General features: G+C 45.8%; 17 protein-coding genes, 1 tRNA gene, 1 pseudogene and 1 other annotated feature. Of the genes and pseudogenes, 9 read left to right on the top strand and 10 right to left on the bottom strand.

The window, feature by feature from the left end; genetic code table 11:
* Window positions 1-32: 32 nt before the first annotated feature.
* Together FC62_RS05445 and FC62_RS05440 are read right to left on the bottom strand one after the other, a co-directional pair.
* The gene (locus FC62_RS05445; protein WP_075362799.1) at window positions 33-614 is read right to left on the bottom strand and encodes a UbiA prenyltransferase family protein; all 582 of its coding nucleotides are present in this window, start codon (window positions 612-614) and stop codon (window positions 33-35) included.
* 9 nt (window positions 615-623) lie between these two features.
* Window positions 624-1,073 (bottom strand): ABC transporter substrate-binding protein, encoded by a 450-nt coding sequence (locus tag FC62_RS05440; protein WP_141322570.1) that lies wholly within the window; start codon window positions 1,071-1,073, stop codon window positions 624-626.
* Window positions 1,074-1,995: 922 nt separating this feature from the next.
* Here FC62_RS05440 and FC62_RS05435 point away from each other — a divergent pair.
* A pseudogene (locus tag FC62_RS05435) lies at window positions 1,996-2,316 on the top strand (DMT family transporter).
* Window positions 2,317-2,421: 105 nt separating this feature from the next.
* On the opposite strand, the gene FC62_RS05430 reads toward FC62_RS05435, so the two are convergent.
* The 4 genes from FC62_RS05430 to FC62_RS05415 form a co-directional block, all read right to left on the bottom strand.
* Entirely contained in the window at window positions 2,422-3,303 is an 882-nt protein-coding gene (locus tag FC62_RS05430; RefSeq protein WP_054746058.1) for a DUF4097 family beta strand repeat-containing protein, read from the bottom strand.
* A complete protein-coding gene (locus FC62_RS05425) occupies window positions 3,300-3,656 on the bottom strand; it encodes a hypothetical protein (protein ID WP_054746059.1) in 357 nt (118 codons plus the stop codon). Before FC62_RS05425 ends, FC62_RS05430 begins: the two co-directional genes overlap by 4 nt.
* 405 nt (window positions 3,657-4,061) lie before the next feature.
* The gene (spxB, locus tag FC62_RS05420) at window positions 4,062-5,852 is read right to left on the bottom strand and encodes a pyruvate oxidase (RefSeq protein ID WP_054746097.1); all 1,791 of its coding nucleotides are present in this window, start codon (window positions 5,850-5,852) and stop codon (window positions 4,062-4,064) included.
* Between the two features lie 230 nt (window positions 5,853-6,082).
* Window positions 6,083-6,784, bottom strand: a complete 702-nt coding sequence (locus FC62_RS05415) for an alpha/beta fold hydrolase (RefSeq protein WP_056945744.1) — start codon at window positions 6,782-6,784, stop codon at window positions 6,083-6,085.
* 264 nt (window positions 6,785-7,048) lie between these two features.
* On the opposite strand from FC62_RS05415, the gene cbpB reads away from it, so the two are divergent.
* The 3 genes from cbpB to FC62_RS05400 all read left to right on the top strand — a co-directional run bounded on the left by cbpB (window position 7,049) and on the right by FC62_RS05400 (window position 10,875).
* The gene (cbpB, locus tag FC62_RS05410) at window positions 7,049-7,570 is read left to right on the top strand and encodes a cyclic-di-AMP-binding protein CbpB (RefSeq protein ID WP_056945743.1); all 522 of its coding nucleotides are present in this window, start codon (window positions 7,049-7,051) and stop codon (window positions 7,568-7,570) included.
* 146 nt (window positions 7,571-7,716) lie between these two features.
* Complete coding sequence (locus FC62_RS05405; RefSeq protein WP_054746061.1) at window positions 7,717-9,567, top strand: heavy metal translocating P-type ATPase; 1,851 nt, start codon at window positions 7,717-7,719, stop codon at window positions 9,565-9,567.
* A 56-nt stretch (window positions 9,568-9,623) separates the two neighbouring features.
* Window positions 9,624-9,676 (top strand) — a sequence feature (sodium ion sensor (DUF1646 type); this cis-regulatory element may regulate processes involved in with the transportation of sodium ions).
* Window positions 9,677-9,726: 50 nt separating this feature from the next.
* Window positions 9,727-10,875, top strand: coding sequence for a cation:proton antiporter (locus FC62_RS05400; RefSeq protein ID WP_056945742.1), 1,149 nt, complete (start codon window positions 9,727-9,729; stop codon window positions 10,873-10,875).
* A gap of 47 nt (window positions 10,876-10,922) precedes the next feature.
* Here the strand turns inward: FC62_RS05400 and FC62_RS08280 are convergent, their stop codons facing one another.
* Window positions 10,923-11,681, bottom strand: coding sequence for a hypothetical protein (locus FC62_RS08280; RefSeq protein ID WP_075362798.1), 759 nt, complete (start codon window positions 11,679-11,681; stop codon window positions 10,923-10,925).
* A 29-nt stretch (window positions 11,682-11,710) separates the two neighbouring features.
* Complete coding sequence (locus FC62_RS05390) at window positions 11,711-12,370, bottom strand: CPBP family intramembrane glutamic endopeptidase (RefSeq protein WP_056945741.1); 660 nt, start codon at window positions 12,368-12,370, stop codon at window positions 11,711-11,713.
* A gap of 98 nt (window positions 12,371-12,468) precedes the next feature.
* Here FC62_RS05390 and FC62_RS05385 point away from each other — a divergent pair, with 98 nt between their 5' ends.
* On the top strand, window positions 12,469-13,572 hold the full coding sequence (locus FC62_RS05385) for a YdcF family protein (protein WP_082611520.1): 1,104 nt from the start codon (window positions 12,469-12,471) through the stop codon (window positions 13,570-13,572).
* Between the two features lie 109 nt (window positions 13,573-13,681).
* Complete coding sequence (locus tag FC62_RS05380; protein WP_056945740.1) at window positions 13,682-16,009, top strand: ABC transporter ATP-binding protein/permease; 2,328 nt, start codon at window positions 13,682-13,684, stop codon at window positions 16,007-16,009.
* 54 nt (window positions 16,010-16,063) lie between these two features.
* Here FC62_RS05380 and FC62_RS05375 read toward each other — a convergent pair whose 3' ends face one another.
* Window positions 16,064-16,735: a 2,3-bisphosphoglycerate-dependent phosphoglycerate mutase gene (locus FC62_RS05375; RefSeq protein ID WP_054746065.1), complete on the bottom strand. Its 672-nt coding sequence runs from the start codon at window positions 16,733-16,735 to the stop codon at window positions 16,064-16,066.
* 90 nt (window positions 16,736-16,825) lie between these two features.
* Window positions 16,826-18,223 (bottom strand): cation:dicarboxylate symporter family transporter, encoded by a 1,398-nt coding sequence (locus tag FC62_RS05370; RefSeq protein ID WP_056945739.1) that lies wholly within the window; start codon window positions 18,221-18,223, stop codon window positions 16,826-16,828.
* Window positions 18,224-18,549: 326 nt separating this feature from the next.
* On the opposite strand from FC62_RS05370, the gene FC62_RS05365 reads away from it, so the two are divergent.
* The 3 genes from FC62_RS05365 to FC62_RS05355 all read left to right on the top strand — a co-directional run bounded on the left by FC62_RS05365 (window position 18,550) and on the right by FC62_RS05355 (window position 21,513).
* A tRNA-Ala gene (locus tag FC62_RS05365) sits at window positions 18,550-18,622 on the top strand.
* 234 nt (window positions 18,623-18,856) lie between these two features.
* Window positions 18,857-19,567, top strand: coding sequence for a glucosamine-6-phosphate deaminase (nagB, locus tag FC62_RS05360; protein WP_054746066.1), 711 nt, complete (start codon window positions 18,857-18,859; stop codon window positions 19,565-19,567).
* Window positions 19,568-19,878: 311 nt separating this feature from the next.
* The gene (locus FC62_RS05355; protein WP_054746067.1) at window positions 19,879-21,513 is read left to right on the top strand and encodes a peptide ABC transporter substrate-binding protein; all 1,635 of its coding nucleotides are present in this window, start codon (window positions 19,879-19,881) and stop codon (window positions 21,511-21,513) included.
* Window positions 21,514-21,562: the final 49 nt, after the last annotated feature.

Below are 21,562 nucleotides of genomic sequence, written 5' to 3'. Positions count from 1 at the left end.
TGCGAGTACACAGATTATAAACTACCGGCTAATTAAATCACTAAGCCTATTGCTAGTCCTGCCACAACTGCCATCATTTCCACTCCAGCCACTATTAGCGAGGTATGGAAGGTCTGTTGTTTATGCTGCTTTACTAGAAAAATTTTCGTTAATTTAACGACATACGGTAGCGTTAACCAGATGATTAACGCTGGCCACGGCAAAACTCGAATAAAAACAGCAACGGTCGTTGCAGCATAGCCCACATAAACCAGCAACTGATACCAGTTTAAGCCTGTTTTACGTGAAATATACATTGCAATCGTCTTACGTTCGTTCACTAAATTCTCGTCATAATCTGCCAAGTTATTCGCCAACTCCACACCGGCAATCACGGCCGTCGGTAAGACACAGAGTAGCAATAAGGCCAGGAGATTATGCCAATTAAACTGCACGGTAACAAAAGTTGGGCTAAAGTTCAGGCCAATCAGCTCCTCCGGCGTTACGTTAACCAGCACAGCCAACACGGGAATTAATAAACCCATGGTCACACCCGAGAAGAGCTCACCCAGTGGCAGGCGGGACAGGGGCAACGGACCAAATGTGTAGAAAATACCCACAGCAAAGCAGAACAAACCCTACAACTAACAGTACAAGAGCGTGACAGCACGGTTATATGCGCGATAAAACTTACTCATTAATTGTTTGTTCTGCGAGATTTCCTTATCAAAGGCCATCGCTGCCACCCTGAAGTCATCTGGATTGCTGACCCCGAAGACATGCAGTCCTTGGCCACGAGCCATTGTTAGGAATGGTTCAGGTACCATTGTGGCATCCTGTTTAATTGCATCCCTAAACAGTTCGATGTTTGCATCGATACCCTCGTCCCTGAAGAATCCTTGCTCCTGTGCAACAAAAAGTGGTGCAGAATCTGGCGCAGCCATTGCTCCGAGCGTCATTTTCACAACTTTGGTAGTTTTCTCCTTGTCATTTGTTGCGCTTGTTGACTTTTTCTCTTGTGGCGCACAAGCCGAAAAGAGCCCAACCAAAGACAGCGATAGCAAGGTTCCCAACATTATTTTATTTAGATTCACGAAATTATTCCCCCTAAATTTTCTTGTTATGCTCAGTTTGGCACAAACGCTTACATTACAAAATTTGGATTTCGATAATTAGCGTTAAATAACGGCCATTCACTAAAAGTGACTGCTAATGCGATATTTTAAGCGCACTTAAGACTTTCTTTACCACTCTTAACAGTTTTAGAAATCTTTCGTCACACTTTGTTCACAATTAAAAGTTATATTATAAGTGTAGCCAAAAGGTCACCCCCCTTGAAGCTATTAAACAAACAAATTAAGACCCAACTTTTGTTTTCATTCATTCTTACTCCTCCAAGTAGATTGAACATTTGAGCTGACTGATAGCCAGCCATATAACGAGACTCACGGCACATTCCCGGCCGTGGTTTTTTTTTTGCCAAAAGTTGGCATATATAATTGATTTTCTCGACTTGTTATTACGCAATTTCATGTTACACTACAGGTAGACGAAAAAACGCCAGCGGATGGTAACCGCTGACGTAGAGTGCTTTCGTGGAAATTCTTGTGACACTAATCTAAATGATTAGTGTTTTTTTTGATTTTCTCGTAGAACCAAACAATTGCTTTAGCAACGTTGATCATTACGAGTAGATCTTTTAACACCTGAATAAAGTTCAAGTGATACCAATTTTCCTTCCCATTCCGAGCATAGGCAACACCTCCTTTATGCTGTCGAAGTGACTATTTGGAGGTGGTGGTCATGTCACACTCATAACAATAAATACGCAATTGACGAGTGATTCCATTTTTGAACTAGAAGAAATTTGTACTAATATCTAGTTGACCACTAATTATTTCTTTGTTAGAATTCCCGTTATATTGATAACGTCGCCGGGCGTAGACGAGCATCACTCCTCATTAGGCTGAATGAGAGGAGTAGTGGTCGTCTTTTTTATCATAGGAGGAACTATCAATGGCATGGATTCAACTAATTACTGCAGGTCTGTTCGAAGTGGATTGGGCAACAACAATGAAACTCAGCACCGGATTTACTAAGCCGCTCTATTAATTCTTGACGTTAGCTGGAATGGCCCTAAGCTTCTTTTTCCTAATTCGAGCAACCAGAACTCTACCACTCGGACTCGCTTATCCTATCTGGACCGGCGTTGATGCAGTAGGCTCAGTCATTGTTGGTAGTCTATTATTCAAAGACCAATTGTCCCTAAGCACGTGGTTCTTCGTTTTGATTTTACTTGTCGGAATTATCGGCATCAAGGTGACCAGTGGCCATTAAAAAAGGGGCTCAACGTAAACCCATCGGTCCTTTACACTATTATTAAGACATTCCAAAGTGATAGCTACACACAAAAATACGACTAACCACATTATCATGATGACCTTACTCTACCGTATTATCGCCATTATACGTTACCAATTCAATTTGGTTCTCACCCGTCCATTTATGTGACATTATTTGGCCACTTTCAGCACCAAAAAGCATGTTGTCACCGTATTTATTACGTAAGCGATATCCTAAGGTCTTATCCGCTCCAGAAAGTTCGTTGTCACCATTTTGATTACTGATTTTGTTCTTGCCAGTAAACTTAGTTGCATGGGCCTCGAAGTCACCATTGTTTAACTCAGCACCCAAGTTATGTACCTCGCCATCAACCAATTTCAACGAACCATTTCTGAGTGCTAAAGTAGCTGCATTCAACCGCGAATTCTGTACATCCAAATCACCATTGTTCATCTGAACTTTAACAGAACCACTAACCTCTGTATCCAGCAGGTCGAGATCACTGTTCGCTGCAGCAAAGTCAATCTGACGCACCTTTAATCCATCAAGGAAGAGGTCTGCATTATTTGACTGATAGTTAATCTCTGTCAGTTCCTTATCTACCGTTGGTACCGTGATCACTATTTTACTCTCACGGTGAGCAGCCAAGGCGAACCCGAAGTTACCAAAGTCATGACGACTAGTTTGTTGTACTGTCAGCTCGCCATTCTTCTCCGTTACATTAACGCCAGAATTAGTCCGGTTACTGATCACCTTCACCTCGTAGCGAGATCCATCCACAATGTCTACATCTAAGTTCTTTGTGTCTATGTTGATGCTACGAAATTCGTCAAGTTGATAAACTTTGTCGTGATTTCGAATTATTCTCGGACGCCCCGCAACAATTTCTGTAGGTTTCAGGACGCTATTAAGTGAGCCAATCACACCCATTACCAGGCCAATCGTTAAAAAGGCCGCACCAATTTTCGCTAATATTTTCATCCTTGTACCTCCGCACTATGTCTTCCCAGTGTTTTACGGTAGAACCACCTGAAAATTTGGGCAACAACATGGGAAATTCCGACCAATAACCACTTCAGGACCGGAATCAACAACAATACTAATCCGATTGCCAAAACACCACCACCGAGGTACGTCAATCCGACAGCCCAGCTGCCCGCAAGTAGCCCCAATCCTGTATACGTGGCGAGTACCCCAACTAAAATTAGGCTAAGAAAAACAGCGATGATTGTGATGATAATACTGCCAAAGATCGCGATTAAGCCAATAATCAATCCGATAATTCCAATAGTTAAGCCAATGGCTAGCGGTATTGCGCCGGAGTTTTGCTGCATTCTCCCGGGGCACGTTACGAATCACAAATTGCATACCGCCGGTGTCTTTCAACTGTTTTTGATACAAACTATTCTGACTGCTGGTAAACCCCACCAGCGTCGCAATCACCAGCGTTGCCGCAATCCCCATGGAAAAAATCGTCAGCAGCGTCCGGCCCATTTCTCCCTGTAAGGTCCGTTTGGTGATCCGGTTAATGATGCCCATCATCGCCACCTCCCGTGAGCCGGCCCTCGGTGATGGTCATCACCAGGTCGGCTTGCGCGGCGATATCGGGATCGTGGGTGATGACGAAGTTAAGGTGGCGGACCGGCGAGATGCTCGCTGAGGACTCTGTTGATACATAAAAGCCCGGCGCAACAACGATTATCTGTTGTTGTGCCGGGCTTATTTATTACTGAAACAAATTACTTGTCAGTCGGTACATTATGTTCTGCAAAAATCTCTGGTAAACTCTTCAATTCACCGCCGTCGTACTCGGCGAAGAATTCTTGGACGCTGCTGATATGGGTCAGGGCGCGGTTGGCATTGTAGGACGGGTTAACCGTCTCGACCCAGGTACCGTCTTGCTGCTTTAATTCCAGTTCTTCTACTGGAATGCCGCGCTTGTCGGTGATCTTGGCGTCGATTAGGAACGGCCGGCCGGCCTGGGTGACTTCCAGGGCCTTGGCGAAGGCGGCAGGCAGATCGCTGGATGCACGTACGGTCACGGCTTCTACGCCCATGCCCCGAGCAATCATCGCGAAGTCTTGGTCTTCGATGAAGATACCGCTGTGGTTCATCGGAATGTCGTCCTGTTCGGACTTGATGAAGTTCAGGCTGGCGTTGGAAGTAATGATGTTGATGATCGGCAGGTCGTATTTCTTTTCGGTGATCAAATCCTGCATGACCATGGAGAAGGCACCGTCGCCGGCAATGTGGAAGACTTGGCGGTCGGGGAAGCTCAATTGCGCAGCCAAGGCTCCAGGGACACCGGAGCCCATGGAGGCAAAGAGGGCGGAAATAACCCACTTATTCTTCGGGGTGAGTTTCAGATAGCGGAAGCTGTTGATGATGTTGTCGCCGACATCAATGGAGTAGATAGCATCGTCGTTAGCAATTTTGTTGATCTCCCGGTAGATCTGCTCGAATTCCAGCGGACTGGTTTCTCGATCCAGCAAGTGATCCAAGTAGGCCTGCCAGTTTTGCATATCCGCGACTGCGGCCTGGAAGAAGGATGAGGGTTCGGCGTCGGTGCTGCGGACCAGCATCTTGTCGACAAAGTCCCCGGCATCCGACCAAACGCCCTTATCCAAGTAGTGGTGGCGGCCGAATTGGGCTTCATCCACGTCAACTTGGACAAATTTGAACGGGTGGGTGCGATAGATGGCGTTGGCAAAGGGGAAGTCGGCGCCAATGGCAATGACCAGGTCAGACACGGCGAAGATCTCGTCGGCGGCCTTGGAGGAGGCCCGGTTTAACATGCCCAGATTGCCTTCGTAATCGTCCGGAATCAAGCCCTTGGCCTGTCCAGTCACGGTGATGGGAATCTGTAATTTCTTCGACAATTCAACCAGCTTGGCACCATTGTCCCGAATGCCGCGGCCCACGTGGAAGACCGGCCGTTTTGCGGCTTTGACCATTTCTAATACGGCATCCACTTCTAAATCGGTGGGTTGGGGCAGCGGGCGATCCTTCTGGTCAGTGGGCGACACTGAACTGTAGAGCTCGTCCGGAATTTGCACGTAGCCGAAGTCGTTGGGAATGACCACAACGGCCACACCTCGGTGTTTGTAGGCTTCCCGAATTGCCTTGTCCACGATGTAGGGCAGGCTTTCCGGTGTCATGACTAAGCGGGCATAGGCGGCTACGTCGGCAAACATTGGATTCTCGTCGAATTCCTGGAAGTAGTTGTAGTTCATGTTGGTGTGGGGGACTTGACCAATCAGAGCCAAAACCGGCGCATGGTCTTCTCGTGCATCATACAGTCCCGTCAGCAGGTTCGTGGCCCCTGGGCCGGCGGAGCCGAAGGTAACCCCAATCTTACCAGTGAGTTTGGCGTCCGCCGCAGCGGCCAGCGCGCCGACCTGCTCATGGCGGATCTGGATGTAGCGCATCCGTTCCTTTTCGATATCCAGGGCGTTCATGGTTGAGTTAAACGAGCCGCCCGGATAACCGTACATGTGGTCGACACCCCAAGCTTCGATCACTTTGAGCATGGCCACAGACGCCGGGACGGTACCCACGCCGGCGCCGGTTTGGTTCTTTTCTGGTACAGGGTTCGAAACTGTGTTTTGCATAATAGATTAACTCCTTTAATGGTTTGACTTATCCCACCCCAGGATGGGAATCGATTGCTTACAATCTCATTGCTTACAATCTATCATATCGTGTAACCGATTACAAGAGTTTTGACTGACAACTGTAGTTACTTAAATCGAAATCTGTATCAGTGGAACAGAAATTGGGCGATATCCCGATCCACCTGGGGATTCTGGTGCAGGGCACTGTGGTAGGCGGTGAGCGGGGAACCGGTGATCGTGATCAGCTTGGTCTGGGGAACGGTCTTGGCAAAATGCTGGACGAAAGCCAGCGGTACCTGCCAGTCACTGCGGGTGCCCCAAATATTGCCGCCGATGGCCAACATGGCAATGTTCTTGGGAAAATCGGCCAGATTGCTATCAGCCCGGGCGCCGCCGGAGGCAATGTTCACAAAGCGGACCACCGCCGGCTGCTGGGCGGTGGTCGGCTGGGTAATGTAACGGGTGGCTAGAAAACCGCCCATGGAGTGGCCAACTAAGTTGATTTGGTGCACCCCGTAATCGGTGTAGAGTTTGGTCATGATGCGGTGCAATTGGGTCGTCTGTTTCTCTGGATTGCGGGCATCCGCAAAAATGATATTGATCAGCAGATTGCGCTGGTTCAGGGCCGCCCGGCGGGTAATGGCCAGGTGGCCATTCATGCTGAAGTTGATGGTCATGGCATCAGTGGCGATGCCGTAGCGGGCGAAGCGCTGAATCATGGGCGAAAATGTCCAAGAGTTGCTGTCATAACCGGGAATGAATACCGTGGCGATATCTGTTTGCCGGACGGTCAGGTGGCGAATGGCGTTGAGCTGGCTTTGCCACCACACGGTGCTGCCGATTGCCATGGCGCTGAGGACACCAGCGGTCCAACCGACCACTCGCGGCCATCGGCTATGCGTTTTTTGGTCATGGGCCGATCCCTTCTTTCTGTTCCTATTGTACGATGTTGGGCTGCCTGGAGGTATTCTGGCGCTTATTCGACCAGTATTTTTATTCACAATCAGTACAGTAAACTAATTAATTTAGTTTAAATAACCGCGGTTAATTTTGCCTTTCGTCTCTTACTAGGTATACTGAAATTAGTGAGTAGTAGAGAAAGGAAGATATCCATGTTTTCCCCAGAAGTTGAACAACTAATCAAAGAAAAAGCAGGTGATTTCATCATTCCGGCATGCAAAATAGCGATTGTCCAAGATGATAATCCGCTAATGCACGCTTTTTTAATCCTAACGAAAGTGCGTTACGCTAAGATTCCGGTACTTGACTCCGATTCAAGAATAGTTGGACTACTGAGTCTCGCAATGATTACTGATCCGATGTTAACGACGCAAAAAGTTGATACAGACGTGCTCAACACTATGACCGTGCGCGATGTCATGCAAACTGAGTTCGACAAAATCCTGGTGACTGAAACACTGGAACACGAGCTGCACCTTCTAGTTGATAATGCCTTCTTACCGGTAGTGGATGAAAATCAGGTCTTTCAAGGAATCCTCACCCGGCGGGAACTAATCAAGTCGTTCAATTATGTCGCCCACGAACTCGATGAACATTATGCTGTAACACCAAAAACCGTTACCTTAGAACACCAAGCAACTCATTCCCAGAAGCAAAATATCTCGGTAATTTAGAACCGTTATACATTATTTTTATTAAAGATAACGCCTTATATCATGCAGATTAAGGCATGCTTTTGTAATTAAATGTAACGATTATTGTTTAACTTTAAAACGTTTCCATGTTACAATGTGAGCATAAAGAAAGGAATGTAATTGTTATGAAACATCAATGGAAGTTGTATATCACCCTCGCCGTTGGGTTGATTTCATTAGTTCTTCAATTCATTTTCCACCTGCCGCTCGCGGCCCAAGTACTCATTACCGTCGCCGGTTCCATCATGGCTGTTTCCATGATTATCGAGATGGTGCAGACCATCCGCTCCGGACGGTATGGCGTGGACGCACTAGCCATTATGGCGATTGTGGCTACAATGCTTGTTGGCCAATACTGGGCAAGTTGGATGATTCTCGTAATGCTCACGGGCGGTGACTCGCTGGAAGATTACGCTGCATCACAAGCGGGGAAGGAGTTGAAAACTCTGCTAGAAAACTCCCCTCAAATTGCCCATAAAGTAGCAGCAAACGGTACTTTGGTTGATGTCAAAGTCGATGATTTAGCGATCAATGACCAAGTGGTGGTCAAGCCTGGTGGAGTTGTTCCTGTTGACGGCGTCATCCTAGAGGGTTCGTCGAGCTTTGACGAATCAACCTTAACCGGCGAGTCCGTCCCAGTAGAGAAGACAGTTGACGACCAATTAATGTCCGGTTCCATCAACGGCAACGCCTCAATTACCATGCGCGTTCAAAAGGTCGCGGCAGATAGCCAGTATCAGGCGATTGTACACCTCGTCCAAACCTCTGAGGCCCAGCCAGCTAAGTTCGTGCGGATGGCTGACCGTTATGCAGTTCCATTTACCATTATTTCACTGATTATCGCAGGTACCGCCTGGATTATCTCTGGTGATCCGGTACGTTTTGCCGAGGTCCTCGTCGTCGCTTCGCCTTGTCCATTAATCCTCGCCGCACCCGTAGCTCTCGTTGCCGGCATGAGTCGGATGAGCAAGAACAACATCGTCGTCAAATCGGGTACCGCACTTGAGAAGCTGGCGCTCGCCAAAACCTTTGCTTTTGACAAAACGGGCACGTTAACGCGCAACCAACTGCAAATCAGCACCATTACGCCAGTTGAAGGGGTAGACAAGCACGAACTTCAGCTACTGGCCGCTAGCGCAGAGCAGGAGTCGGGCCACATCATCGCCCGTTCACTTGTCGCCGGGACAGAACACAGTGAGTTAATAGAGATGTCTGACCTAAGAGAGGTTACAGGTGAAGGAATTGAGGCGCAGGTTCAAGGTAAGTTAATTAAAGTAGGTAAGCTAAACTTCGTTGATCCCAGCGTTCCACCGTTTAAACTCGATAAAACCGGAGTTTTCGTTTCGATTAATGGCCACTATGCAGGTTCAATCACCTTCGAAGATACAATCCGTGAAGAGTCGGCACAAACCGTTACTCGCCTCCGCGAACAAGGAATTAATCATATCATGATGCTCACTGGTGACCACGAAAAGGTTGCCCGTGCCGTTGCAGATCGGGTTGGCGTCGACGATGTGAAATTCGATTGCCTACCGGAACAGAAAATTCAGTATATTAAAGGTGTCGCCAAAGACTTGCATCCAGTTGTAATGGTCGGGGACGGCGTTAACGATGCACCAAGTCTTTCAGCCGCCGATGTCGGAATCGCAATGGGTGCAACTGGCGCAACTGCTGCGAGTGAGAGTGCCGACGCAGTCATATTGGTTGACGACCTCTCGCGCGTTAACCGCGCCGTGGATATCTCAAAACGTACAATGAAAATTGCCAGAAACGATGTGCTGACTGGAATTGTTATCCTAGTAGTCTTGATGCTAATTGCCGCATTCGGCTTCATTCCCGCCCTATTTGGAGCTATTCTTCAAGAAGTCGTGGACACAACAACGATTTTGTTAGCCCTCTTGGCCAAAATCGAGCCCAAGAAAGATCGCATCATTCGTGAGCAAAGTGAGCAGCTAACGAAGCACGCCCTCAGTTAACAAAATTGTTCATTTGCCCAATTTTTTGGTATAATTATTTCCATTAGAAATCAAACGGTTGGGGTAATTAAACTGCCTTCAAGAATCCGACTTACCTGGGTGGGTAGGTTATCTTGAAGGTATTTTTTTGTCTTAATTAAACAAAGGGGTAGTATTTACATGGAATTTATCGGCAGCTTAATCGTCATCTTGCTCACCACCAGTCTCTTAGGCCAAATCTTCGTCCGCCTGAACCTACCGGCCGTGATCGGTCAATTGTTGGCGGGTATTATCTTAGGACCAGCCTTACTCGGTTTCATCAAACCCGGGGAGACCATTGACTTGTTCGCCGAATTAGGAGTCATCCTACTCATGTTCCTCGCGGGAATCGAAAGCGACCTTGGCCTACTGAAAAAGTTCTTTAAGCCGAGCATGACCGTTGCCCTACTTGGCGTGCTTTTCCCAGTCGTATTCATCGGTATCGCAACCTCCCTCTTCGGCATGAACCTCCTAGAAAGTCTGTTCATCGGGATTGTCTTCGCCGCGACCAGCGTTTCCATCTCAGTTGAGGTATTGAAAGACTTCGACGAGATGAGTAGTAAGTCCGGAACCACCATTTTAGGTGCTGCCGTCGTCGACGATATTCTCGCGGTCATCGTTCTCAGTCTCTTCACGACATTCTCCCACGAGGGCAGCTCAGGGCCAACAGACAGCCTACTTTTCAATACAATCCTCGAAATCACCTACTTCATTGTTGTCTGGTTCATCTTCAAGTTTGTCGCGCCATACGTGATGCGGTGGGCAGAGCGCCTCGAACTGGACTTTTCTGTGGTGATTGCATCCCTCATCCTCGCATTTGGCATGGCATTCGCCGCAGATTTAGTCGGCCTCAGCGCCGTCGTGGGTGCCTTCTTCGGTGGTCTGGCTATCCGGCAGACTCCACAATTCAAGGAGGTTCAAAATGCCGTTAGTGCGATTGGCTACTCCGTTTTCATCCCCGTCTTCTTCACGTCAATTGGCCTGTCGATGACCTTCACAGGTATCGGCAAGAATATCTGGCTGATTGTTCTCCTGAGCGTACTTGCATTATTAACAAAGTTCTATGGTGGCACAATCGGTGCTCAACTGTTTAAATTCTCGAAGCGTGACGCAAACGTTGTTGGTAGTGGGATGATTTCTCGTGGCGAAATGGCTTTAATCATCGCTCAAATCGGGATTGGTGCTCACCTCTTTCCGCAATCTGTCTACTCGAGCGTGATTATCGTTATTATCTTAACCACGCTGCTTTCTCCGTTTATCATGAATTATTTCATCAAAAAAGAGGCGTAATAGCCAACAAAAAAACGAGGGGGGTTCATCCTCGTTTTTTTGTTATTCTATTTAACGACCGTGTATTCATCAATCGTCTTTCCATTTTGATCTTTCAACACGAGCCAGCTGTTGGTCCCGGCAAAGTATAAAAAGAGGCTCACCTCGTTCACGCTCTTCAGGATGATGTCTTCGGTGGTTACCAAATTCATAAACTTATCCCGCTGCTCATCACGGAGCTTCTCGCCCATTCGTTGGTTCAGCCCAATACTACCATCCTTATTCAATGGGGCCTTAGCCAGCATCGTAGCGCCCTTCTTGATGACCATCTCATTTCTTTTTCGCCACACAATGGTAGCACGACTACCGAAATCATCAACATAAAACGGAATTTCACTTACCGCTTTATTCCAGCGATGCTGTGCCTTCAGCGGTTTCTTCTTCACCGGAATGAAATGGAGCCCAAAGTGGGTTAGAACCAAAACGAATTGCGCCACTACCACTTTCACGTTTTCAGCCAAATTTGTCGGAATTTTGATTCGCTCGGCATTGATGCTTGCTGTCTTAACGCCCTTTTCGTCCAGCAGACGAGTCAATTGTTCACGGACATGGACCGGCTCCAGCTCTTTTGGGTAAAACCTGACAATCAGGTCAGCACCCTTAACACCCCTGGTGCCAATTGCGGTCACCTTGCCATTGAGAAAGGAAATAACTACCGGAGCGTCCGCCAACTCGGGCGCCTTATCCTCAGTTTGGATTACTATTTTGCCTAGAACATCATTTACAATCGTCGTCAGATTGTCCTCGATGGTTACTTGTAGTTGCATCTGCTTAACTCCTTTAACTAGTTAATTACTTAAATCACGGATAACGCATTGTTGAAGATATGTACAGCCATCCCATACCGTAAATCTTTGGTGAAGATATAGACGCTCATGAGCACGATACCCATGCCCCAATAAATTAGGAGATATGCACTCAACCGCGGCTCGTGCAACAAGCCAAAGACTAATCCACCAACGATGATTGCCGCAATCTTGCTCAAGACCGTATTGGCCTTGAAGAAGGTGTTAACTAAGTAGCCACGAAAAATAATTTCTTCAATCACCGGGGCAACGAAAGCAATCAGTACCTTAAATAGGGTATTCTGATTCGTAGCGAGCTGATTCAATTCGGCCTGGTTCTCCGGTTGTTGGCCCCCAAATGAGCTAACAAAGATCATCTGGATGACAAGCATCATTACAATGCCTAATAATGTAACGAAAATACGACGCCATTTGAAGTGTGGTTTTTGGTCGAAGCCTTGCGGATTAGCCCGTTTCAACTGGGCGCGATACACGGCCCACATGACGGCGATTAAGGCAACAGTCAGTAACACGATTAAGATGACCTCACCCCAATATGCACCAGATTTAACGTCATCACTTAGGAGATAGAGCATTTGGAGTAGTGAATACAAGCCAAAGGCAAGCAAGATAATTCCTGTATTTGCAATTATTTCCAGAAATTTTTTCATTATGAGTCTCCTTTTTTGATATGCTAAGTATAACACGCATAAAATAATGGTAATAACGAAACATTCACCACACAATTCTTTTCGGCAGAGGGGTAACCATGTTCAATTTACAGGACTTCAATTACAACGTCCTTCTTAACCAAATCTACGAAAACGCGCTGCTATTAGTCACCACTCTCATGCTTGTCAGCTTCGGCGTATTTCTCATCACATGGCTGCGCGAACCCCGTAGGTTAGTAAATGGAAGTTTGTTCACTATTTTCTTTCTGATTTTCTTATTATGGTTGGCAGTCCTCATCTTTGCCACCAAGAATCAAGCACTCATCACTACTGCAGGCTTCACATTTATCGCACTAGTCTTCATCATCTTCTTCGCCCTAGCCCTCTCGTGGATATTCCTCCTCTGGAATGCCTACATTGTCTGGAAACGCGAGAGCCATGGGCTCCAGAATTCGCTCACGTTATTATTGGGACTTTTATTGCTCATCGGCTGGGTGATTAGTATTTTCAACCTCAATAACGGCTTTCCAGAATGGTTGGCCGCGTTACTTTCGGTTACACCGCTCATCGCGCTTTACTTGGGCTTTACCCTATTTAATTACCTCGTTAATCTACTTCTCTACCAATTCTTTCCAAAACGCTACCGCCAGGATTATCTCATTGTGCTTGGCGCAGGATTAATTGAAGGTCAAACTGTAACGCCGCTTCTAGCAAACAGAATTAATCGTGCCTTAAAATACCGAAATAAGCAGGTTAAAAAGGGTCGCAAGGCTCCTAAGCTAATTATGTCCGGTGGTCAAGGGCCCGACGAACTAATCCCGGAGGCCCGCGCAATGGCTAATTACGCCATTATGCAGGGTGTCGAACCCTCGGCTATCATTATCGAGGATCAAAGCAAGAACACATTCCAGAATATGCAGTTTTCGAAGCAAATCGCTATTGAAGACGCCGCTGACCAAAGGCCCTCTATTGCTTTTGTCACAAATAATTACCACACTTTCCGCGCAGGTTTAGTTGCTAAGCGGGCCGGTCTGAGAGCTAACGGAATTGGCGCTAAGACCCGCTTCTACTTTCTTCCAAATGCCACGCTGCGCGAATTTGCCGCAGTGATGATGCTCCACAAGAAACGGCACGGCATCGTCATTGGTTTGCTATTACTATTGGCTGTCTTCATGAGCATAATGAGCTTCTTCGTGATTTAACCAGCTAAAATTATTGCTTTTTTCTTAAATAACACTCTTACCTTAACCAAAAATCAAAATACTGCTATGATAGTTATCATGATAAATTTGCATCTCAAAGGAGAGAACAATGCTCGAACTAAAGCACCTGAAGAAATATTATCGAGTTGGAGACTCAACAACTAAAGCCCTGGACGACGTCTCTATCTCTTTCCGTGAGAAGGAGTTCGTTGCTATTCTTGGTCCAAGTGGCTCTGGTAAAACTACTATGCTAAACGTGATTGGTGGCCTTGACCGGTACGATACCGGGGACATGATCATTAATGGTAAATCGACCAAGAATTTCAAAGATACCGACTGGGACGCCTACAGGAATAACTCCATTGGCTTTATCTTTCAGAACTACAACCTCATTGGACACCTCGGGATCATCGCAAATGTCGAACTCGGCATGACCCTGAGTGGCGTATCTAAAGAAGAACGCCACCAAAAAGCTGTTGACGCTCTCCAAAAAGTCGGGCTTGGCGACCACATGAATAAGAAACCCAACCAACTTTCTGGTGGTCAGATGCAACGTGTAGCAATTGCGCGGGCAATTGCAAACGACCCGGACATCTTACTCTGTGATGAGCCCACGGGAGCGCTAGATACTGAAACCTCCGTTCAAATCATGGATTTAATTCAAGATCTTGCGAAAGAAAAGCTCGTCATCATGGTCACACACAACCCTGAGCTCGCTGAAGAATATGCCGATCGACTCGTTCGGTTCGAAGATGGCCAAATCAAGAGTGACTCAAACCCGCACCAGGAGCACCCTAAAGGGGATTTGTTTAACCTCAATCACACCAAGATGACCTTCATGAACGCCCTCAAGCTCTCGTTCACTAACATCATGACGAAAAAAGGGCGGACTTTTCTAACAGCCTTTGCCTCGAGTATTGGGATTATCGGTATTGCAATAGTGCTATCACTCTCTAACGGTTTCCAAAAACAAATCGACTCGACCCAAACCGAGACCCTGGCTAAGTTTCCGGTGACCATCTCTCAACAAGCAACAGACCAGAGTAACGTGGAAACTAGGCAACCAAGCACAAAAAACGTGAAAAATAAAGGTTACCTGATCGCCAAGCAAGATGCGATGGAGAAGGCCGTTCACATCAATAAAATCAACCAGGATTTCGTTGATTATGTTAACAAAATCAATCCTAAGTACAGCAATAACATTGGTTACACTCGCATGACCGGCATGAACCTCTTGCGTGATGTTTCAGGCAAGGTGCAACCGGTTAAGTTCTCAAATGCCGCACAGAATTATACTGATTATGCTAGTCAGATGTCCTCAATGACCGGTGTCGGCGTTTCCGTCTTTCCTACCCAGCTCTCTGATGAAAATACGAATTTCTTACAGGATAACTACGCAGCTCTCGCCGGGACGTATCCCAAATCAGCCAACGAGGTTGTCCTAATCCTAGACCACGATAACTCCACAAACATTAACGCGCTGAAGAATCTGGGCTTCAACTATCGAGACGGAGCAAAGGTGGATTTCGACAAGGTAGTCGGGACCACCGTCAAAGTCGTGAATAATGATAGTTATTACCAACAGTTGCCAACCGGCGGCTTCATGCCAAAGACCGACTATGATCAAATGTACAATGATGCTACGATGACCATCAAGGTGGTTGGTGTTTTGCGGGCAAAGGAAAGCTCTAACATGGGGCTCCTCGCGCCAGGTATTGCCTATAGTGACAAATTGAGTCAAGAAATTATCAAGGCCAACAAAGACTCTAAGATTGTTACCACCCAGAAGGCGTCGGACAAGAACGTGATGACGGGTGAAACCCTTACCAGCACAGAGAAAGATGGCTTTGTTGCCATGCTCGGTGGTAGCTCCCTACCAGCAAGCATCATGATTTATCCCAACAGTTTCGAGGATAAGGAAGAAGTCCTCGACTACCTGGATGCATACAATAAGGGCAAATCAAAGGCTGACAAAATTATTTATTCTGATCTTTCTGGTACCGTTACCCAACTTACAGGCGGCTTACTCGACGCAATCACTTATGTATTGGTAGCTTTCGCCGCTATCTCGCTCGTTACCAGCATGATTATGATTGGTATTTTAACCTACACCAGCGTCCTAGAACGGACCAAGGAAATTGGTGTATTAAAGGCTTTAGGTGCCCGTAAAAAGGATATCACTCGGGTCTTCGATGCCGAAACAACCATTCTCGGTGTTGGATCCGGAATCCTCGGAATCATCATTGCCTATCTTCTGACTCTTCCAATCAACAGTCTGCTTTACTCACTAACAGAACTAGATAACGTGGCTCAGTTGAACCCCGTTCATGCCGTGGTTCTGGTGATTGTCAGCACCGTACTCACAATCATTGGTGGCCATTTACCGGCAAGAATGGCCTCGAAGAAGGATGCCGCAATTGCGCTCCGCTCAGAATAATTATTTCTAAATAAAATTAAGGTCTTCAGTCGCTATGGCTGAAGACCTTTTTGCTTACAAAATAATTTTATGTTTGATAGTTAATTCTGGTGTGAGCTCGTACACAAGAGGTTCGGCGTTTTGAATCTCAATTTCACTAGAACCCTGATCGGAGACGCGCTCCAAGTACTTCACGATTAAACGCAGTGAACTACCGTGCGCGACAATCAACTGGTCTTCCCCACGTCTGAGGTGGGGCGCTATCTGGTCCGCATAATAAGGTAAAATTCGCCGATAGGACATGGCTAGACTCTCACCTCGCGGCATAATACTCTGGTCCAACAGATCATAACGCCGCTCCACGTCGGCCTTTTGCAGTAACGGCGGCACTTCATTGAAATCGCGCCGCCAGCGCTGAACCTGTTCCGCACCGAAATCTGCCCGTGCCTTGTCCTTATTGATTCCGCGCAGTGCGCCGTAGTGACGCTCGTTCAACCGCCAAGTTTTCTGGATAGGTAAATAGAGCCAGTCATTGATGTCCATGATGATATTCGCCGTTTTGATAGCTCGCTTCAACACCGAAGTGTGTACCATTGTCGGGCTGAAATCAAGCTGTCTTAAGAGATTACCCGCATGCTCTGCCTGCGTGATCCCTTTCTCACTCAGGTCAACATCATTCCACCCAGTAAATGTATTACTGGCGTTAGCCAGGCTTTCTCCGTGGCGCACAATCACTAATTTCGGCACAATATCATCTCTCATCCATTTGAATATCTTTAATTATAGCAAAAGACCATAATAAAAACTGTACTCAAGAAAAAGTACAGTTTCGGTTAATTAATTCTCAGTAACGTTAATTGTATCGCTCTGATCAGTAAAGACTTCTTTATCCCACAAGTCGGTCTTCTTTGCCGTGATAATCCCAGCAAGGATACTGTCGTTCACGTTTACTGCGGTTCTCATCATGTCAATGATCGGGTCAATTGCAATAATCACACCCATCAATGTAATAGGTAAGTTCAGGGCACCAAGGACAATGAGCGAACTGAAGATTGCACCGCCACCAACACCAGCGACACCAAATGAGGAGACAGTCACAATCAACAATAATGTGATAATAAACTGCGCAGAGAATACGTTGACACCATTCGTTGCTGCAATCAGCGTCGCAACCATCGCCGGATAGACACCGGCACAGCCATTTTGCCCCATGGTTAAACCAAAGCTGCCGGCAAAATTAGCAACTGAGCTTGCCACCCCAAGTGATTTAGTTTGAACCTCGATGTTTAATGGTAGCGTCCCTGCGCTACTGCGAGATGTAAATGCAAAAGCAAGTGCAGGCCAAGCTTTTTTGAAATACGTTACGGGATTAATACCGTGCACCAGCAAGATTGCTGTGTGCATGAGCAACACCAGTATCAAGGCAAAGTAGGCTGCAATGATGAAAACCCCGAGCTTCAGCAGGTCCTGCGCACTGGCAGTGGCGGTCGCTTTAATCATCAGGGCAAAGACACCATATGGCGTCAGCCTCAAGACCATTTTCAAAATGCGCATCACTAGCTCACTCAAGAGCTCGATTAACCGCGTGAACCGGGCAGCCAACTCGACCTTTTTTTTCTTCATCCGTAGGAAGACCAGTCCCACCATGATTGAGAAAATCACAACGGCAATCGTGCTTGTTGGCCTAGTGCCAGCAAAGTCGGCAAATATATTATTGGGCAGGAAACTGACAAGTTGCTGCGGCAGAGTCTGATCTGCTACCGTTGCCTGGCTGGATCTCAGTCCGGCAAGCGCAGATTTATCCGCCGTTAAGCCTTTAAGAAACGTTCCTGTTTGTAACTTAAACAAAAAGACCGATAGGACACCAAACAAAGCCGCCACCGCTGTGGTACTAAAGAGAATACCTAACACGTTGGACGCGATTCTTCTCAGCTTTGTGGTCACTTCTAACCGCGTGAACGCACTAATCAGGGAAACACTGATCAAGGGGATTACGAGCATTTTCAGTAACGAGACGTAGCCCGTACCAACTATGTTGATCCAATCAACTGCGGTCGTAGTCACATAACTTTTGACACCAAAGAGGGCCTGGATCAATACACCAACCATAATTCCCCCAAACAAGCCGATAAGAATTAATTTGTTAAAATTAACTTTATGACTCTGCATTCTTTGCAGGCAGAATAAGGCTGCAAAGACAACTAATAAAATTCCAATAACAATTATATTTTCCATGAATTCTCCTAAATTTTGTAAAAAAATAGTCGTCGACTAGAAACACTAATCAACGACGGCAAAAACTACAAAGACAAGTTGTGGGCTTATTCCCTTTAAACTAAAGAGAAAGCCAATTATTGAGCATACATTGACACCCAAAACAACCTGGACTTTGCATTCCGTCGTTGGTTAATGGTTTACAACACATCCGTTTTGAGTTCATATCAACACGCTCCTTTTATTTGTCAAACTTTTCTAAGCTTAGTGTTATTCGTTTAATTTGTCAATTTTTTCACGAAAAATTTTAGACACCATTTTTAAAAGTGCTATAATTATTTTGTATCGGGCTTTTAGCTCAGTTGGGAGAGCGCTTGCTTCGCATGCAAGAGGTCAGCGGTTCAAATCCGCTAAGGTCCATTCAATAGATTACTGAAGTATCTTATTTCAGAATTTTATTATCTGCTAAATACACTTTCTGACGTGTATCGCTATATTTTTGAATCTCAGTTCAATTCAGCCTCCAGTATGGGGCTGAATTTTTTTGCTTTAATTTTCCTTTAGTTAATATATTCACCCAGAATTCAGGCAGTTCCATTGACATTTCGACCAAATCGCGTTACATTGGACTAGACCAAACAAGGAGGCAGAAAAGTGAATATTATTGTAGTTAAAGACAACGCCGCTGGTGGTAAAAAGGCGTTCGAAATTATCAAAAATGGCATCGAAAATGGTGCAAAAGTACTGGGACTTGCGACAGGTTCAACCCCAATTTCACTCTATAACGAAATGATTGCAAATGACCTTGATTTCTCCGACATCACTTCGGTTAACCTAGACGAATATGTTGGCCTGGGCGAAGATGATGACCAGAGCTACCGTTATTTCATGAATGAGCACCTCTTCAACAAGAAACCATTTAAGGAAACTTTCGTCCCCGATGGTAAGAATCCTAACGCAGAAGAAGAAACTGCTCGTTACGAAAAGATCGTTGATGAACACCCCATCGATATCCAAATTCTAGGAATTGGCGTTAACGGCCACATTGGCTTCAATGAGCCCGGTTCCCCATTAGATGGTACGACCTCAAAGGTTGCCCTTACCCAAAGTACTATTGATGCAAACGCCCGCTTCTTTGCTAACGAGGATGATGTACCTCGCTTCGCATACTCGATGGGTATCGGTAGTATCATGAAGGGTAAGAAGATTGTCCTGATGGCCTACGGCGAGAACAAAGCAGATGCTGTGAAGGAAATGGTTGAAGGACCTGTAACCACCCACCTACCTGCTTCAGCACTTCAGAATCACACTGATGTGACAATCATCGTTGACGAGGCAGCAGCAAGTAAGTTGAGCAACAAATAAAGTTCAAATAAATTAGCCAACCATACAACTTTTGGTTGGCTTTTTATATTCCACGGTAAATAACGAAGTATACTTTATAAGTATTACTTTAAAAATATCTGTCTTTATGAGTTCACTCTAATTTACGCAGATTACCCGCTTACCTACCTCTTATTCTATTTTTGAATACAAAATAAAACTTTATTATATTAGCAGTATTATCGCCTAGAAATCGAATCTAAAGATATTTACAAAAATTAATGGTTAAGCCTTTACTTTAACTCTATTCTCATGTTAAACTGCGAACACACACATAACGGAGGTATAATTCAGTGAAAAAGAAACGTCTAGCACTTTTTGGTTTAGTTACTGTTGCTGCAACGCTTGCCTTAACCGCCTGCTCTAATGGTGGAAGTTCAGCCAGCAACTCAGATAAACAAGTATGGCGCCGCATGGAAGGTGATATCATTGCTTCCATGGATTCTTCTACAATCACCGATGCAATCGCAGGTCAAGCATTAGTTGACACAATGGATGGATTGTACCGTTACCAAGGTAGCAAGTTACAAGCTGCCGTAGCTGAGAAAGTGGTTGAACCTACCAATGATGGTTTGACTTATACTTTCAAATTGAAGGACACTAAGTGGAGTAACGGAGATGATGTTACTGCCGCAGACTTCGTCTATGCTTGGAAACGAGCAGTAGATCCTGCAACTAAGTCCCAATACGCCTACCTATATAGTGGCGTCAAGAACGCCGATGATATTATGGCCGGCAAGAAAAAGGCTGATACACTAGGTGTCGAAGCTAAAGATGACCACACATTTGTTGTTAACTTAGAACGCCCTGTACCATATTTTGGCACAATGCTTGTTAACCCTGTATTCTTCCCACTCAACCAAAAGGTTGTTGAGAAATACGGTGATAAGTATGGTACTCAAAGTAAGTACCTCGTCTTCAACGGCCCATTCAAGCTAACTGGCTGGAATGGTACCAACAACAAATGGAAAGAAGTTAAGAATAAATCTTACTGGAACGCTAAGAAGGTTAAACTTGACGAAATCCAAGTCCAAGTAATTAAGAGTGCCGACACAGCATTAAGCTTATTCCAAAGCGGTAAGATCGATGACGTTTCAATTTCAGGCGAAACTGCTGCTCAGATGAAGGGTGATGCAAGTTACGTACCACAGAAGCAATCAACAATTGCTTACCTTTCCCTCAACCAACAGAAGATTCCAGCATTAAAGAACCAGAAGATTCGTCAAGCAATCTCAATGGCAATTAACAGAAAAGAATTTGTGACTGACGTCTTAGCAGACGGTTCACTACCTGCTAGCTCAATGGTTCCAGATGGTCTTGCCGCTAACGAAGATACAGGCAAAGACTTCTTAAAGGAAACCAAGGTTGGCGACAAGTACACCAAGTATAACTCTAAGAAGGCAGGTCAACTCTTTACGGAAGGTTTGAAAGAAGTTGGTCAAAGTAGCTTAACCCTTGAATTATTAGGTGATGATACTGACGGTGCCAAGAAGTCACAAGAATATCTTCAAAGTACTCTTGAGAAGAACTTGCCTAACCTGAAGGTTAACCTGGCTAGCGTACCATTCAAGACGAGACTCTCTCGTTCAGAAACACAACAGTTTGATATGGTAATTTCACTTTGGGGTGCTGACTTCCCAGACCCAATTACTTTCTTAGACTTATTTACAACAGACAGCTCATACAACGATGGTAAGTGGAGTAACGCTGAATACGACAAGTTGATCACAGACAGCGAGACTACTAATGCAACCGACCCTGCTAAACGTTGGCAGAACCTGCTTGACGCAAGCGACGTTCTCGCAACTGACATGGGTGTCGTTCCATTGTATCAACGTGTACAAGCTCACCTTGTAAATCAAAAAGTGAAGAACTTATACTACAGTCCTGCTAACAACTATAACTTTGTAGGCACATATCTAAAATAAAGACAAAATGATATAATGCAATAATCACTACTTAGCAGTGGGAGTCCGA

Source organism: Amylolactobacillus amylotrophicus DSM 20534, from assembly GCF_001434555.1.
In the GTDB taxonomy this organism is placed as follows: domain Bacteria; phylum Bacillota; class Bacilli; order Lactobacillales; family Lactobacillaceae; genus Amylolactobacillus; species Amylolactobacillus amylophilus.
The sequence above is the reverse complement of the archived record's forward strand: the minus strand, read 5'-3'. Positions and strand labels throughout refer to the sequence as shown.

Excerpts from the sequence above, each read along its gene's own strand:
- FC62_RS05390 (WP_056945741.1), bottom strand. The coding sequence starts at position 12,370 with ATGAAAAAATTTCTGGAAATAATTGCAAATACAGGAATTATCTTGCTT.
- FC62_RS05415 (WP_056945744.1), bottom strand. The coding sequence starts at position 6,784 with ATGGCAATCGGCAGCACCGTGTGGTGGCAAAGCCAGCTCAACGCCATT.
- FC62_RS05370 (WP_056945739.1), bottom strand. The coding sequence starts at position 18,223 with ATGGAAAATATAATTGTTATTGGAATTTTATTAGTTGTCTTTGCAGCC.
- FC62_RS08280 (WP_075362798.1), bottom strand. The coding sequence starts at position 11,681 with ATGCAACTACAAGTAACCATCGAGGACAATCTGACGACGATTGTAAAT.
- FC62_RS05380 (WP_056945740.1), top strand. The coding sequence starts at position 13,682 with ATGCTCGAACTAAAGCACCTGAAGAAATATTATCGAGTTGGAGACTCA.
- cbpB (WP_056945743.1), top strand. The coding sequence starts at position 7,049 with ATGTTTTCCCCAGAAGTTGAACAACTAATCAAAGAAAAAGCAGGTGAT.
- FC62_RS05400 (WP_056945742.1), top strand. The coding sequence starts at position 9,727 with ATGGAATTTATCGGCAGCTTAATCGTCATCTTGCTCACCACCAGTCTC.
- FC62_RS05430 (WP_054746058.1), bottom strand. The coding sequence starts at position 3,303 with ATGAAAATATTAGCGAAAATTGGTGCGGCCTTTTTAACGATTGGCCTG.
- FC62_RS05425 (WP_054746059.1), bottom strand. The coding sequence starts at position 3,656 with ATGCAGCAAAACTCCGGCGCAATACCGCTAGCCATTGGCTTAACTATT.
- FC62_RS05405 (WP_054746061.1), top strand. The coding sequence starts at position 7,717 with ATGAAACATCAATGGAAGTTGTATATCACCCTCGCCGTTGGGTTGATT.
- spxB (WP_054746097.1), bottom strand. The coding sequence starts at position 5,852 with ATGCTCAAAGTGATCGAAGCTTGGGGTGTCGACCACATGTACGGTTAT.
- FC62_RS05385 (WP_082611520.1), top strand. The coding sequence starts at position 12,469 with ATGTTCAATTTACAGGACTTCAATTACAACGTCCTTCTTAACCAAATC.